Raw genomic sequence first — 16617 nt, 5'->3', positions numbered from 1 at the left:
TTTAATTTTGGTTTTTTATGTCTTTTATAATACAATTTGTCAATAATTTTGTATTTTTGTTCTTTTTAATACTAATTTTAGGTCTAATTTCAAAATTAGAAGCTAAATTTTTATTAGAATCAATATTTGTATTTACAACATCTATAACCTTATTAAAATCATATAATTTTATCCTGTTTATACTATTTTCTTCAAGTTTTTTTTCATATATGCAGTAAAATAAATCTTTATATGAAAAATTCTTTGGCAATCCAAGTACCTCACCAAGCTTTGGTATTACACTTTCCATAACAGTTCTAAGCGAAGCATCTCTCTTTATATTCAGTAAATTGCAAATATATTGTATTGTTTCATTACTCATACTTCTAAATTTATCAAAACAGTACTCTTCATTATACTTATATTCTACATCAAAATAATACTTAATCCCAGTGCATCTTTCATATGCTTTCATAGTATCCAAGTAACCCAATCGAATATTTTTTTCTACATTATCTCTATCTTTATTAAGAGAACCTCCTAGATACTCTGATGGTATTATAGTTTTTACATTTATATTCTGGTGTCTACTTAGATTCATTTTACCAATAAAATCATCAAGCAGCCTAATTACAACAACATCTTCATAACCTTTGTCTTCTAAAAGTCCTATTGGCATGTTATCACAGAACATTCCATCAAGATATAATTTATCGTCCATCATATTCGTTTGAAAAATAGGCAAACTGGAACTAGCGATTAAATAATCAATCAGTCTTCCTTGTGGTATATCTTCAATATACAATGGATATGGATTAATCTTTTTATCCCACCAAACCGTAACAAGTCCAAAGTCTTTTTTTGATTTTCTTATTATGTCTTCATTTAATGTAGTTTCCATCAGTTGTCTTAATGGGCTTATATCTATACCTTCATTTTTTCTAGCTTTATTTATAAGTTCAAACACTGCATTGATATTTTTAGTAGTGAAATCTACATTTTTAAATCTCTCATAAGTTTCTTTATCAATGTTCATAAAATGAGTATAATCATAATTTAACCAAATATCTTCCATTACTTCGATATCATTTTGAATTATATATGCTCCATTTAAAGCACCAATTGATGTGCCAGTTACTCCTTGAAACTCTATACCAAGCTCTCTTAAAGCTTTATATGCTCCTATTTGGTAGGCTCCTTTTGTTCCTCCACCTTCTAAAACTAATCCTTTCATATTATCACCTACTATATCAAAAACGTTTCTGATTTTTATTCCTCAGCAAATATTAATTCAAAAACTATTTTTAGTTATTGGAGAAAAATAAAATTGCACAAATTCATTTTTATTTTATCAAAAAAATATTGAAAAGTATATATTTTTAATATTTTTTATATGGCTAACTTTTTCTTTCTAAATTTAGATAAATAATTAACATCTTGTAAATTTTTTCGTATTCACAGTTACTTATATCCCTAAAGAATCCATTATTAAATTATCCATTTTTATCTGCAATCTTTCTACTTTTTCTTTATCTATAGACTTATCTAATAAAATTGATATTATTTGCTTTGACAAATTCTCTATTTCTTCATAATTATTATCTCTAAAAATCCTTATCTTCATAACCTTATTAGGATAGTAATCGTATATATTTTTACTCATTTTTTTAGCAGTTATTTTAAAGTATTTATCATAAATTCTGGAATTTAAAATTCCAACTAGGTATTCATATGAAAATTTGTCTAAATACTCTTCTTTTATGAAAAAAGAATATACATCTGCACTTGAAAAATTGTTGTCATAATCTATAGCAAATCTATTTTCATTTGATTTATAAGGATACATTATCTTTTTTCTTTCAAAGAAAAGCTTTTCTCTACCCCATTGAAGTTCATACCATTTCCTTATTCCACTTTTACATTCTCTTCTGTTTTCTAATTTTGTTTTATATATCCCTATAATCTCATCTAGCACCTTTTTATTTGTATTCTCATTATCTATATCATTTGAGTATATTAGCCTATATTCACTTTTATCTACTATATACTTATTTATATTTTTACTCTTTATCCAACACTTTAAAAATTTATCATCTACAAGATTCAATTTTACATCATCTTTACTTAAGATAAATGCTTTGTCACACCCTGTGATTATTCCTTGAAAACTTATTGCTATATCTTCCAAGCTATATTTACATTTTTCTTGTATCTTATTATAAAAAGTTTCATCATCCTTATTTACAAGTATCCATTCATCAGATAGCAAACTCTGATTTATATTAAAATGCTCGAACTTACTGCTATTTAGAAATTCTTCTAGTGTTTCAAATTTATTTATACATATATCCTCATTTTTTATTTTAAATACATCTATAGGTGTATCTTTTGATTTTTTCTTATCAAAAGTAAGTATGCAACTAGATACCCCTATATTTTTAAATATATTTGCACCTAAAAAATCTACTATTTCTTTAACATTGACATTCGATTTAATATATTCTCTTAAATCTTTGCCTGATAAACTTTCTAAGAAATATCGTGGAGTTATAACACTACCAGTTCCTCCTTTTTTTAGGATATCTATAATCTTTTTATAAAAACAAAAATACAAATCAGCTTTATCTTTATAAACTTCACTGTATTTTTCTACAAGAAACTTCTTATATTTCTTTTCTAGTTTTTTATGACCAATATATGGTGGATTACCAATTATGTAATCAAACTTATATCGCCAATTCTTTTTAAGGCTATCACAACAAAATAAATTAATCTTTATATCAGATTCATACAAATCGTTTACTACCTTTTTGTTTCTTAAGCTATCTTTTAATATCTTTATAGCTTTTTCATCAATGTCAGCACCATATATACAATAGTTTAATATATGACGGTGTATGTTATCAACAGTCCAATAATTTTCATCATATTTCTTTTTTAATTCATATATATTTTCCTCAAATAAGTCATATAAAATATCGTATACTTCTAAAAGAAAATTTCCACACCCACAAGAAATATCGAGTATTCGTGGATATGGATTTTTAATTATATCATGATTTTTTAAAGTCTTTTTTACAATATAATCTACAATGATTTTAGGAGTATAATATATTCCACTTGCTTTTTTAGTGTCTACATCTAAACTATTCTCATACTCTTTAGATAGTAGAAAATTATCTTGAGATATATCATCCATAGTCGAAAACCTCCAATTATTATCATAGCTGAAAATTTATTATTCTAGTATTTGTCTTATAGATTTTCTTGATAAAAGTTTATAGATTTCTTTTTCTATTTCTAGTAATTCATGATTTATTTTACAACCTTTTAAGCAATTACTGCAATTAGATACATATCTCGTACATTTATTTATATATATTTTCCCATCAATTGCTTCTACAATAGTTCTTAGACTTATTGTATCCAATGATACATTTAACATGTATTTCTTGTTATCTTCTTTATTAAAGGTAAGAATATTATTTGCACAAAGCTTTCTAAGCAGTCTGTATAGTGTTAGTATTGGTATATCTTCACTTTTTGATATTGTTTTAGCATCTATTGAATTATTTTCTCCATTATTAAACATAGCTCTTATAATTCTTATTGAATAATCTACATCTTCTGAAATCATTCTTATTCCTCCTCAACTGCCATGAATTTATCTAAAAGAATATCGTCCAGATTTATATGACTTCTGTCAGCAAGAAGTCTTTTATAACTAATCTCATCTAAAGGTTTAAAAAATACATAGCCTTGTATGAAATTACATCCCATTTCATTTAAAATTTTAACCTGATTCATATCCTCTACCCCCTCACATATAACAGTTAAGTTTAAGTCATGTGAAAGATTAACAATCGCTTTTACCATAAACTTTGTTTTTGTATTTGTAACTATATCCAATATAAGTGACCTATCAATTTTTATAACATCTAGTGGTATCCCCTTAAGATTAATAAAATTTGAGTTACCTACACCAAAATCATCTAATAATATATTTATACCTAAAGATTTAATCTCATAAAGCCTTTCACTTATAAATCCTACATCTCTTAGTGCCGTTGTCTCTGTAATTTCTACTTCTATAAGCTCTTTAGGAACATTATATGTATTAAACATCAGTTTAAAAAAATCTACTAAATCGTTTTTATATAGCTCTACTCTAGAAAGATTTATTGAGACTGGTAGTACATTTATACCTTCTGAAATCCACTTATCGATAGTAACAAAAACTTCTTGAATTAACCATCTACCAATATTGTTTATCAGACCACTTCTTTCAGCTATAGGTATAAATTTATTTGGTCCAATCATACCTAAAGATGGATGCACCCATCTTATTAATGCCTCTGAGCCTATAATTTTATTTGTACTTGAATCAACTTTTGGTTGATAATGAATTACAAACTCTTTATTTTTAATAGCTAAGAATAAATCTCTCTCTATTTCCATAAGTGATTGTGCTTCCTCTTCCATGACAGTATCAAATTCTACATATTCTATATGCTTTAGTCCTTTTGATTTAATCCTTGCCATATCAGCATTATCCATAGCTTTTTTTATATCAATTTCATCAATATTAAATTTATAAATTCCAATAGATGTCTCAACATTTATGCCCATTTTAAAACTGTCAATCTGACTTAATGTCACAATTTTATTCTTGATGAGATTCACTAAGTAAGGAATCTTCTGTTCTCTATCTTCAAGTTTTATTATTAATATAAAAACATCACTTTTTAACTTTCCATAGATAGCTTCTTCTCCAAAATAATTTTTTAAGTTACTCGAGATATTATTTAATACTTCATCCCCTAACTCATAACCATATATATCATTTATAAGTTTGAGTCTACATAAATCAAAACAAGCCATCACACAGTTTTCTTCCTTATTGCTGATGATATAATTTTGAATATGTTTTAGAAAATTTTCATCTTTAGTAATATTTATAAGCTTATCTGGATTATTTATTAATTCTAAATTAAATTTATCCTCATACAGCTTAATTTTAAGATGCGAAATAAATACATTTATACTAAATAAGGTCAATAACATTAAAATTAAAACCTTAATATTTATTCCAATATGTCTTGTAAGTAAAATGATTCCCAAAATTCCAATTATGATAAAAATTATTTTATTTAAACTGTAAATTTTTGTCATACTATTTTTATTCATATAAATTCCCCTATTTTTTAAATTATCTTACAGTTAAAGTTTTTATATATTAATTATAAAGCACAATCGATAGCAAATCAATGTAAGTTAAAATCACATATAAATAACTACATTATACTATACTAAATTTATCTTCTTAAATTTCACAAATATCGATTTTTTGCAAAAAAAACTATGAAATTAGATATAGATAAAATAATTTCTAATTTCATAGTTTCTAAACTCAAATAATCTTTTCAACATGATGGAATAAAGTTAACTTACTTATTCCCTTTAGAATCTAAGTATGAAAGTACACCTTGAACAATTCCTTCTGTAAGTTGTTCTTGATACTTTTCATTTACTATTTTTCGTTCCTCTGAAGGGGTTGTTAAAAAGCCACACTCTACCAATATGGCAGGCATACGTGATTCTCTAAGTACTTCAAAGTTATTTTCAACTATACCCCTATCCCTCACTTTAACATAGGATGCTATAGTACTTTGTACTATCTGTGCAAGTTCTTTTGAGCCATCTGTAGCTTTATTCCTATACCAAGTTTCTATACCTGTTGCTGTATTGCCATTTTTTTCTGCATTTAAATGAATGGAAACAAGTACATCAGCAGAACTATTATTTGCTAAATTAGCTCTATCCATCAATGATACATATGTGTCATCAGTTCTAGATACTACTACTTGAATATCCTTTTGTTTAGATAATTTATTTGCTAATTTTTTTGAAATCTGTAAATTTAAGTCTTTTTCATATCTATTACTAGTCTTGCTTTGAGTCCCTTTATCATTGCCTCCATGACCTGGGTCTATAAACACAGTATATTTTTTATTTTTATTTTCTTCTTCATTGCCAAGGTCAAATTGTTCTGAATCAACATTTTGTTGTTGGCTAGTTTTATTACTTTTATCCATACCTTTTACTAAAGCTACTACACCTTGAGTAGCTTTAAATGCAATAAATAAAAATAACACTGTAAAGCAAATCAACATTGTTAACTTTTTCTTATTTAATTTTCGCTTTTTTCTATTCAGATGGCTGGTCTTTTTAGATTTGTTTCTCGAATTATTGTTATTCTTGCCTTTTGACATTTCTTCACCCTTCTTGGTATAAATTTTTACACTTTTTCATATTATTAGTGTTATTTTACCATCAAGAAGTTTTTTTTTCAATAATTTAAAACACTCTACAACTTTAAATCTGAAAATTTTATCCACCTAAAGTAACATCTTGTGTATCATACCAACTAAATGCATCTCTTATATCATCACTTTTAAAATCTGGCCAATAATTATCTATAACATAAAAGTCTGCATAAATTGATTGTACAGGAAGAAAACCGCTTAGTCTCCTTCTTCCACCCCATCTGATTATCAAGTCTAGTCTAGAAACATCAAATGACTGTATGTAATCCTGTATATTATTTTTATTTACATTTTCTACCCCTGATATATTATTTAAGTCCCAATACCATCCATAATTTACCAGAAGATTTGCTTTTATTTGACCTTCCTTAGCTTGAATTCTATTAGTATATGGTAATAATTCTTCAGGGAACATTGGAGATTTTGTATTTCCAACAACGAGTAAAGCTGCACCTTCATCTATTAATATATTTGCAGCATCAATACATGCTTTTGTAAAAGCTTTTGTCTGCACTGATGGACGTCTTGTATTATCAGTTGTAAATCCATAAAAAGTTACTTCTTCACAACCTAAATCTCTACATAATCTATAAGACTCTAGTCCAGGGTTTATTCCACTTTCATATCCTCTATCTTTTGTCATTCCATTTTGACTTGCCCATCTTCTGTTTCCATCTGGGATAATTCCTACATGTTTTGGTATTCTCATTTATAATCACCTCTTAATAGGTATTATTATCAAAATATTACATTATTAATCAAAACTGTAACATTATATACATTTATTTTTATATAATTATGTAGTAAACTAATTTAAAATGGAGTTTAAAAAACTTGGAGGTTTATCATGAAAAAAATTTTAATATTGTTTTTTTCGATAATCTTATCATTTGGAATGGTTAGTTGTTCTTCAAGTGGTGATTACAAAAATGTTTCTACATCGAGAATTGAAAAGTCATTAAAATCCTCTGATTTGCTTATAAAAGAATCAAAACACTTTGATGCAAAGGAATTTAACTATTTCAATGATGTGGAAGAAGACATAATTCAAGGTTTTGTAATTAATTCTTCTGATAAATTATCTCTAGAAGATATTATTGTCATAAAAACTAACGATGTAGATAAAATCTATAAAACTCTAGAAAATTATAAAAAAGACATGGTACAAGCACCTTTTGGAGAAGGACATGGAGAAAAAAGCAATTCTGAAATAGCAAATAATACGATAGTTGAGAAAGCAGGCAAGTATGTTTATTTAATTTCTACTGAAAATGCATCTCAAATAGAAGACAAAATATTGAGTATCATAAAAAAATAAATATCTTTATTGATGTTTGTTAAATATCAATGTAATTTTTATATAAATAAGTTTATTTATCAAAAATTACATTGATATTTTTTTGAAGGTTCTATAAAATCTTTCTCATCTAAACAGATAGCTATCCAATTTTTATTACCTCTTTTATTTTATCTACAACACCATTTTCAGTATTTCTTTTCGCCCTGAATCTAGCAATCTGTTTCAAATGCTCATTTGCATTTTCCATGGCATAACTATGATAAGCACTTTTCATCATTTCCACATCATTCAATTGGTCACCAAATACCATAGTTTCTTCATATTTTATGTCTAACATTCTTTGTACTTCTTTTATGGCACTACCCTTATTCGCACCTTTTGCAGTTAGGTCAAGCCACTCTACCCCAGAAATACATACTTGAGCTCTATCAGAAAATTTTTCAAAGTAGATACTATTGTTATGTTCTGCACCTTTGAAGTCAAATACAGCTATCTTTAATACATCACCTTCTACTTTTGTCAAATCTTCTACAACTTTAAACTTTGCATAGTAAGTACTAACCTCTTCTATAAAAGCTTCATCTTTACTTTCTATATAAGCGTATTTTTTACCACTCATTACAATTTTTTTCCCTTTTATACTTCTTGTTGTCTCTATAATTTCATTTACTAACTCTTTATCCAAAGGATTTGATAATATTTCTTTTCCTTTATATACTACTAGTGTTCCATTTTCTGATATAAACATCATATCATCTTTTATGTCTTCAAATTTTTTTATAAGATTTTGATACTGCCTGCCACTTGCGGCAGAAAACATTATCCCTCTCTCTCTTAATTTTTTAAATACTTTATAAAACTCTGGATTTATTTCGCTCTTTTCATCTAACAAAGTTCCATCTAAGTCTGTTGCTATTAATTTTATCATATATTTCCTCCCCCAAATTATATAATTTATGATTATTTTTTATTAATTTTCATCAGTTTAAATTTTCAATTCCTATTATACACTAAAAATTTTAAATTACAATTTGCACCTTTTATAAGATACTATAACTACATTCAGGAAAATATTTTTTTCAATATATACATCAATTTATAAAAATTTAAATTTTCCTATAATTATATTCCAAGAAAATTAACAATAACTACACACTTTCTTCTATGAAATATTATAAAAATAATTATATTATGACAAACTTATGCTAATTTATTGTGTTTTTTATTGCTTATGTAACAATTTTTTAATATAATTAACTATGTGTAATTAAAAAATTTAGAAAGTAGGGGATATTATTGTCAGGACTCAAAAAGTTCGTTATATTTCTAGCCCTTTTAGTTATAGCATTTCCTGTTAGCATATATGGATATGTTTTTACTAAATTAAAAACTATTCAAGATGATAGTATAAATACAGAGGCGCTTAGTAGTAATGACTATAAAAACGAAGAAAATATCACAAATATATTATTGTTAGGTACAGATGCAAGACCAGGAGAAGAAGTTTCTCGTTCTGATGCCATGATGATACTAACTATTGATAATAAAAATAAAAGTCTTAAATTAACTTCATTAAATAGAGATACTTATGTTAATATACCAGGACATGGGGAACAAAAATTAACACATGCTTATGTATATGGACAAGCTAACTTATTAATAGAAACTATAGAAGAAAACTTCCAGCTTGATATACAAAATTACGCTGTAGTTGACTTTTTCTCTTTTATGGATATAGTTGATGCTCTAGGTGGAGTTACTGTTACTGTTAATAAGAGTGAAATAAGAGAATTAAATAAATTTATACCTGAAACTTATAAATGGAATAAAAATACTGATAAAGGTTCTCTTAAATATATAAGAAATTCAGGTGAACAAAAATTAAATGGATACCAAACACTTGCTTTTTCTCGTATAAGAAAAAACGACAGTACAGACGAAAGAGATAGAAGACAAAGAAGTGTTATACAAAGTTTAATAAATGGTGTTAAAGATTTACCAGTTACTAAATATCCTAATCTAGTTAATACAATACTTCCATATGTAAAAACTAATATGAATCCTAATGAAATAATAGCTTTAGGAAAAGAGCTTGTAAGCATAGGAAATTTAGATTTGAAATCCATGGAATTCCCTCTTTCTACTGAAAATGGTAGAAAAATAGGTGATGCAGGCTATGTAATTCCTTTTGGTGAATATGAATTAGATGCAATGCATGATTTCATATTTAAAGATATTATAGTTGAAGATTAAGTGTTCTAAAACAAAATAAACTAACAATTTTAAAATAAAAACATACCTTATCAAAGGCAAATTACTTTGCAGTTATAGGGTATGTTTTTATTTTAAAATATAAATTTTTAAAAAAATATATTATATATACTTTTAATTGTATATATAAATTGATAAATTTTCTTATAAATTATATCATTGTCTTTTTTGTAACTGAAACAAGTATTGAATATATCTCAATACTTTAATATAATTAAGTGTATGCTATTAAAAAATATACAGGAAAAAGAAGAAAGAAGGGGTACTTTTGTCAAAATTAAAGAAATTTGTTATACTAATGGCTTTCTTGGTAGTAATATTCCCTATAAGCGTATATGGATATTTTTATTATAAATTGTCTGCTATTCATGACTCTAGCATAAGTAGTGATTTATTAGATAACAATGACCATAAAAATGAAGATGGGATAATTAACATATTACTTATGGGAACAGATGCTAGACCAAATGAAGATTCTTCAAGGTCAGATGCTATGATGATACTTACTATTGATAACAAACACAATGATATCAAACTTACATCATTAGCTCGTGATAGCTATGTAGACATCCCTGGTCATGGTAAACAAAAACTTACTCATGCTTATGCTTATGGACAAGCTGATTTATTAATACAAACAATTGAAGAGAACTTTAATATTGATATTCAAAATTATGCTTGTGTTAATTTCGAATCATTTATGTATATAATTGATGCTATTGGTGGTGTTGAAGTTACCATTGAAAAAGGAGAAATACGCGAATTAAATAAATTTATTCCTGAAACTTATGGCTGGAATAAAAGTAATGATAAAGGTAGCATACAATACATTAGAAAATCTGGAAAGCAAACTTTAAATGGATATCAAGCACTATCTTTTGCACGTATTAGACATAACGATACAGCCTTTGCTAGAGATGGCAGACAGAGACAGATTATACAAGCTATAATCAAGAAAACAGAAACTTTACCTGTTACTAAATATCCAGGTTTATTAGATGCGGTTCTTCCATATGTTAAAACTAACATGAAACCTAATGCAATACTTTCTCTAGGAGCTCAAGTTTTAAAAATGGGTGACTTAAATATTAAGCAATTTGAATTCCCTATTGATGATGAAATTCATAGTACAGGTGGTATATATGGAAAAGCTGGATGGGTTCTTAGATTTGACCCAGAAACTTTAGACATATTACATGATTTTATATTTAATGACATAGAATTTAAACAATAAAAATTTAACATAAGATTTGTTGTAAAGTATAAGATTAATTACTAAAAAAAGAACTATATTGCATAATTATTTTCAAGCTATCATGTACACTTGATTATAAAATGCATATAGTTCTTTTTTATTTACTAATTTATCTCGATAATTCTCATTTTACTCTACATTTATAAAATATTTTATATCTTAAACTAACTTTTTTTATTACTTAACTAAGTTTAAGAAAATGTTTAATGCAGTTTGATTTATGCCATCTCCAGCTTCATATACTAGAGTCGTTTTCTTAGGCTCTAAAGCAGTTTTCTGAGCAGATGTTACACTATTTCCAAGCATAACTACTGGTGATTTTAATTTAGCTGCTAAAGGACCTGATGTTAATGCATCTACTAACTGGTTACTTTTACTAACAAACATTGATGGATATTCAGCATTTGGATAGAATTTTTGTATTACCTTTCCATTTGTTTCTTCCCTATTTTCTCCAGCTATTCTATTTTTAGATACATCATTTGTAATAACCTTATCTAATTTATTTATTACTGAATCAAATATACTTAGGTTACCACCTATAAAATAAGCATCTTTTACTTTTAAGTCTGATATCCAATTATAAACTTCATCGCTTACATTATCTTTTGATACTAGTACGATTGGTTGCTTTTCTTCTCCTGCTTTTGAAGCTATAGAAAGAGAATCCGCTTCACCTGTACCACTTGTTATATATAGTTTTTCTACTGGATTAGTTTTTGTTAATTCTTTTGCTATCATTAGAGATGTACTATATCTATCTGAACCACCCACTCTATTTATTAATACATCTGATAGGGTGTCTTTTATCTCACTTTCAACTTTATCTCCAATAGAGTTATTTCCTCCAATTAGAATAACTTTACTTGGATTAAGTCTTTTTATCTCATTCTTAGTAGATGTTGGTATATTATCTTTATTTACTAATAGTATAGGGGCATCATTTGCTGTAGCAAGTGGTGTTGATGTTATACCATCAACTATAGAGTATCCATTTACTAGTACTACTGTATCTGAATTTTTAGCCCAACCTTTTTTACTTATTGCTACTGCTGTGTCATATCTTTCAGCACCTCTTAATTTCTCCACTTTAACATTAGATGGTGGAGTAACTGGTTCTTCACTACTAGAATATAAACTCTTTAAATCATTTTGTATAGAAGTGCTATTTGCTATATCTTTAGCTGAGAAATACATACTACCTTTTATTTCACTATACTTTCTATTTAATGTTACTTGTTTTACTATTTCTTTCGCTATATTTTGTCCACCATAACTTGATTGGCCTTGCTTATATATACCTTGTCCTATGTATAAGTCTACATTTGTTCCTTTTACTTCATTGGCCCACCATGCCACTAACTTAGAATAATCTGCTGCTTTAAGACCAATTGGCCAGTAAAGTTGTGGAACTACATAATCAACTAATCCTTGTTTTATCCATGCTCTTGTATCTGCATATGTACCTACATAACTTTCATTGCCTGATGTGTCTGAACCTGTTGGGTCACTACTCTTATTTCTCCATATACCTGCTGGGCTTACACCAAATACAACATTAGGCTTTATACTCTTTATAGACGCTTTTACATCTCTAAGTAAAGTATTTACATTTTCTCTTCTCCAATTGTCTTTATTTTGTCCATTTCCATATTTTTGATATGTAGCAGTATCGTTGAAGCTTACTCCTGGATAGAAATAATCATCAAAATGAACTCCATCTATATCATAATTTTGAACTACCTCTGCTATACTATCCACTATGTACTTTCTAACTTCTGGTAAACCTGGGTCATAGTAATACTTATTTCCATGTTTAACTACCCAACTTGGATTTTTCTTTGCTGGATGGTTTGCTGGCAATTTATCTATGCTCTCATCTGCCATAGTTATTCTATATGGATTAAACCATGCATGGAATTCCATTCCTCTTTTATGTGCTTCTTCTATTAAAAATGGTAATGGGTCATATCCAGGGTTCTTACCTTGTGTACCTGTAAGATATTCAGACCATGGGTTTATATTTGATTTATATAAAGCATCTGATTTTGGTCTTACTTGAACCACTGCTGTATTTATTCCTACACTTTTTAATTTGTCCAATAAATCTGTGTATTCCTTTTTTTGCTTGGCTTCATTATTTTTAGTCTTAGGCCAGTCTATATTATAAACTGTAGATATCCAAGCAGCTCTCATTTCCTTATCATTTGATGAATCAGCAAATGAACTAACACTACACATTGTAAGTGTCATTATCAATGATAATACTAATATACTTATTTTTTTCATTTCATCCCCCTTAATTTCTAAAATTTATTTTTTTCTACAATATACTCCTTACTAAGTATATCTAAAATTCATATTATCTGTCAAATATTGAATAATTTATTTAATATTTATATTTAATATTTGATTATAATACGAAATAATTTATTATAAAAAAAACAGCAAAGAAATTTATATTCTTTGCTGTTTTTATAACGTTCATCATTATTTTAATATTACTAAATTCTTAAAGCTCTATGTAAAACATTAAATGTAATTATACATACTCAATGTTAATATTCAATCCTATGTAAATCAATATCTATTATTATTGTAAAACACGTGTAGCAGTTATAAGTCTTCTTGCATAATTAGTTCCTGGAGCCATGCTAGTAACTTTTACTACATCTCCTGTTTGTGGTGAATGTATGAATTTAGAATTCCCTACATACAACCCAACATGATTTATTGAACCACCTGAACCAAAGAAAACTAAATCTCCTGGTTTTAATTCTGCTCTAGATACTTTCTTTCCTACTGTTGCTTGTGATCTTGATACTCTTGGTAAATTAACTCCTGCTCCATTTTTATAAACATAAGAAGTGAATCCAGAACAATCAAAAGAGTTTGGTCCAGTTGCTCCCCATCTATATGGCTTACCTTGTTGCTTAAATGCTAAGTTTAAAACTTTTTGTACCTTTGCGTCTACATTTCCACCTTGAATAGTTAAATAGTCTCCATTTACCCATCCTGTAACATTGTCAACAGTTTTTATTTTAATCCATCCATTTGAATGTAATTCTAAAACTTCAACTTTGTCTCCTGTGTTTATCTTTCCTACTACTGCATCATTTGCATTAGCTCCACTTCTTACATTTAAAAAATCACACTGGTCTACTGTTGCACTCATAGGTGAATTAGTTAGCTCTGCTGCACTAGCTGTTATTGCTCCTGCTTCTACTGTGACAACTCCTGCTATTAACACCATAGCTATAAATTTTTTCAATATATGTTTTTTATTTTTTATATTCATCATAATCTCAAATACCTAATCCTTTCGAAAATTTAACATTTTGTTCCTTTGTTTCCAATTCCTAATTAACATTCTAACTTACATCAAAATAAATTGCAACCTTTTTTGTAATCTTTTTGTAATCTTTTTGTAATCTTTTGTTTCTTTTTCATATTTTATTGTTTATTTTTGCTCCCCCTGGTTACAATTTAGAAATATATTCTACTTTTCTTTAGTTATTACAATTTCCTTGATATTAGCATCTTCTGGTTTAATGTAAGTTGGTACTAATTTTCTCATAACATCATCTATTTTTTCAATTTCTTCATTGTTAGTAATTTCTTTTAAAAGTTTTAAGTATTTTGTTATTTTTTCTCTATCAACATCTATTGGTCTACCAATAAAAATCTTTTTATGCTCTGTATCCAACAAACCTTCTTCTGACATAAGAAGTTCTTCATACAATTTTTCACCTGGTCTAAGACCAGAAAATTCAATTTTTATATCAACATCTGGTTCAAATCCACTGAATTTTATTAAATTTTTTGCTAAATCTAATATTTTTACAGGCTCTCCCATATCAAGCACAAATATTTCTCCACCTTTAGCCATAGCCCCAGCCTGTATAACAAGCCCTACAGCCTCTGGTATTGTCATAAAATATCTAATGATATCTGGATGAGTAACTGTCACTGGTCCACCATCTTCAATTTGCTTCTTAAAAAGTGGAATTACACTTCCATTACTTCCAAGTACATTTCCAAACCTAACTGCAACAAATTCAGTCTGACTCTCATCATTCATTGTCTGTATAATCATTTCGGCTGCCCTTTTAGTAGCTCCCATTATATTAGTAGGGTTTACAGCCTTATCTGTAGATATAAGAACAAATTTTTTAGCTCTATATTTTGAAGACAGTCCAGCTATATTTAAAGTCCCAAATACATTATTCTTTATAGCCTCACCAGGGCTTGACTCCATAAGAGGAACATGTTTATGAGCTGCCGCATGGAATACTACTTCTGGTCTGTATTTGTTAAAAATTTCATCCATTCTTTTTTCTTCTCTTATTGATGCTATTACTGTCTTTAAATCTAATTTATTTCTATATTTCCTAAGCAATTCTTGTTGTATTGAATAAGCATTGTTTTCATAATTATCAACTATAATAAGTTCTTTAGGACTAAATCCTGCAATCTGTCTACAAAGCTCTGAGCCAATTGAGCCTCCTCCTCCAGTTACTAAAATTACTTTTCCTTCAATATAATTACTTATCTCTCTTAGATTTGTTTTTATAGTCTCTCTACCCAACAAGTCTTCTATTTCTACCTCTCTAATCTGTTTTATATCAACTTTTCCATCTATAATTTCGTAAATTCCTGGTATTGTCTTTATTTTACAGTTAGTATTTTTACACATATCAATAATTTCTTTTTTTCTAAGCTTTTCTATATTTGCTATTGAAAAGATTATTTCATCTATATTATATTTTTCAACTACATCTTTTATATTTGAGGTTGTCCCTACAATTTTTACATTATGAATTATTCTTCCAATTTTATTTTCATCATCATCAATTATAGCCACTGCTACTTTTTTAAGTTCTGGATTTCTCTTTAATTCCTGTATAACCATTTCTCCAGCATCTCCTGCCCCAATTATAAGGATATTTGAAACCTTGCCCCTAAAATATGTCTTATTCATCACTATTCTTATAGCTCTATAGGCTACTCTTGCACCACTTGTAAACATTATAATAAATATTGTATTTAGTACATAAAACATTATAGGATAATCAAACCCTAATAATTTATTTATTATATAAACTGGAATTAAATAAGCTAAAGTTGCTATAAAAATAGATATAATTTCTTCTTCTCCTGCATATCTCCATAATGTGTTGTAGCACTTAAACAATCTAAATGACACTATATGAAGTACAATATATATACAAGCTGAAATTATTATATCATTAATAGTAAATACATTTAAATTACCTGTCAAACTCAAAGACATTCGAAATGCTACTAGCACGCTACAAATATCTAGAATTAATAATGTTAATTGTCTAAATTTATATTTTTTAAAAAGCTTATTAAAAAAGCTTTCTTTCTCTAAATCTATACTTTCTCGCATAACTAGAAGCCCTCCATATAAACAGCAAAAGCTACGCACCTAAGCATAGCCAACAACATCTATCTTTTGCTGT

General features: G+C 27.4%; 13 protein-coding genes. 3 read left to right on the top strand and 10 right to left on the bottom strand.

Annotated features, from left to right (window positions below):
* Position 1: 1 nt before the first annotated feature.
* From KGF42_RS06280 to KGF42_RS06255, 6 genes are all read right to left on the bottom strand, one after another.
* Positions 2-1213 carry a patatin-like phospholipase family protein gene (locus KGF42_RS06280; RefSeq protein ID WP_227822355.1) on the bottom strand — a complete coding sequence of 404 codons (1212 nt, stop codon included), beginning with the start codon at positions 1211-1213 and terminating at the stop codon, positions 2-4.
* Between the two features lie 231 nt (positions 1214-1444).
* On the bottom strand, positions 1445-3178 hold the full coding sequence (locus tag KGF42_RS06275) for an Eco57I restriction-modification methylase domain-containing protein (protein ID WP_227822354.1): 1734 nt from the start codon (positions 3176-3178) through the stop codon (positions 1445-1447).
* Between the two features lie 39 nt (positions 3179-3217).
* On the bottom strand, positions 3218-3616 hold the full coding sequence (locus tag KGF42_RS06270; protein WP_227825982.1) for an Rrf2 family transcriptional regulator: 399 nt from the start codon (positions 3614-3616) through the stop codon (positions 3218-3220).
* Between the two features lie 2 nt (positions 3617-3618).
* On the bottom strand, positions 3619-5166 hold the full coding sequence (locus tag KGF42_RS06265) for a GGDEF domain-containing phosphodiesterase (RefSeq protein ID WP_227822352.1): 1548 nt from the start codon (positions 5164-5166) through the stop codon (positions 3619-3621).
* A 260-nt stretch (positions 5167-5426) separates the two neighbouring features.
* On the bottom strand, positions 5427-6251 hold the full coding sequence (locus tag KGF42_RS06260) for an N-acetylmuramoyl-L-alanine amidase (protein ID WP_227822351.1): 825 nt from the start codon (positions 6249-6251) through the stop codon (positions 5427-5429).
* A gap of 118 nt (positions 6252-6369) precedes the next feature.
* Positions 6370-7014 carry an undecaprenyl diphosphate synthase family protein gene (locus tag KGF42_RS06255; protein WP_054274748.1) on the bottom strand — a complete coding sequence of 215 codons (645 nt, stop codon included), beginning with the start codon at positions 7012-7014 and terminating at the stop codon, positions 6370-6372.
* A 138-nt stretch (positions 7015-7152) separates the two neighbouring features.
* On the opposite strand from KGF42_RS06255, the gene KGF42_RS06250 reads away from it, so the two are divergent.
* A complete protein-coding gene (locus tag KGF42_RS06250) occupies positions 7153-7623 on the top strand; it encodes a DUF4358 domain-containing protein (protein WP_227822350.1) in 471 nt (156 codons plus the stop codon).
* 121 nt (positions 7624-7744) lie between these two features.
* Here the strand turns inward: KGF42_RS06250 and KGF42_RS06245 are convergent, their stop codons facing one another.
* Positions 7745-8533: an HAD family hydrolase gene (locus tag KGF42_RS06245; protein ID WP_227822349.1), complete on the bottom strand. Its 789-nt coding sequence runs from the start codon at positions 8531-8533 to the stop codon at positions 7745-7747.
* A gap of 368 nt (positions 8534-8901) precedes the next feature.
* On the opposite strand from KGF42_RS06245, the gene KGF42_RS06240 reads away from it, so the two are divergent.
* Positions 8902-9858 carry an LCP family protein gene (locus KGF42_RS06240; protein WP_227822348.1) on the top strand — a complete coding sequence of 319 codons (957 nt, stop codon included), beginning with the start codon at positions 8902-8904 and terminating at the stop codon, positions 9856-9858.
* 286 nt (positions 9859-10144) lie between these two features.
* Positions 10145-11110, top strand: a complete 966-nt coding sequence (locus tag KGF42_RS06235; protein WP_227825981.1) for an LCP family protein — start codon at positions 10145-10147, stop codon at positions 11108-11110.
* A 198-nt stretch (positions 11111-11308) separates the two neighbouring features.
* On the opposite strand, the gene KGF42_RS06230 is transcribed toward KGF42_RS06235, so the two are convergent.
* The 3 genes from KGF42_RS06230 to KGF42_RS06220 form a co-directional block, all read right to left on the bottom strand.
* Positions 11309-13420 (bottom strand): cell wall-binding glycosyl-hydrolase Cwp19, encoded by a 2112-nt coding sequence (locus KGF42_RS06230; RefSeq protein ID WP_227822346.1) that lies wholly within the window; start codon positions 13418-13420, stop codon positions 11309-11311.
* A gap of 304 nt (positions 13421-13724) precedes the next feature.
* Positions 13725-14432 (bottom strand): NlpC/P60 family protein, encoded by a 708-nt coding sequence (locus KGF42_RS06225; protein ID WP_227822345.1) that lies wholly within the window; start codon positions 14430-14432, stop codon positions 13725-13727.
* Between the two features lie 198 nt (positions 14433-14630).
* Positions 14631-16544 (bottom strand): nucleoside-diphosphate sugar epimerase/dehydratase, encoded by a 1914-nt coding sequence (locus KGF42_RS06220; protein ID WP_227822344.1) that lies wholly within the window; start codon positions 16542-16544, stop codon positions 14631-14633.
* Between the last annotated feature and the right edge of the window lie 73 nt (positions 16545-16617).

It is taken from the genome of Clostridioides sp. ZZV15-6383, from assembly GCF_020657735.1.
GTDB classification, from domain to species: domain Bacteria; phylum Bacillota; class Clostridia; order Peptostreptococcales; family Peptostreptococcaceae; genus Clostridioides; species Clostridioides difficile_D.
This window is presented reverse-complemented; position numbering and strand designations above follow the sequence as displayed.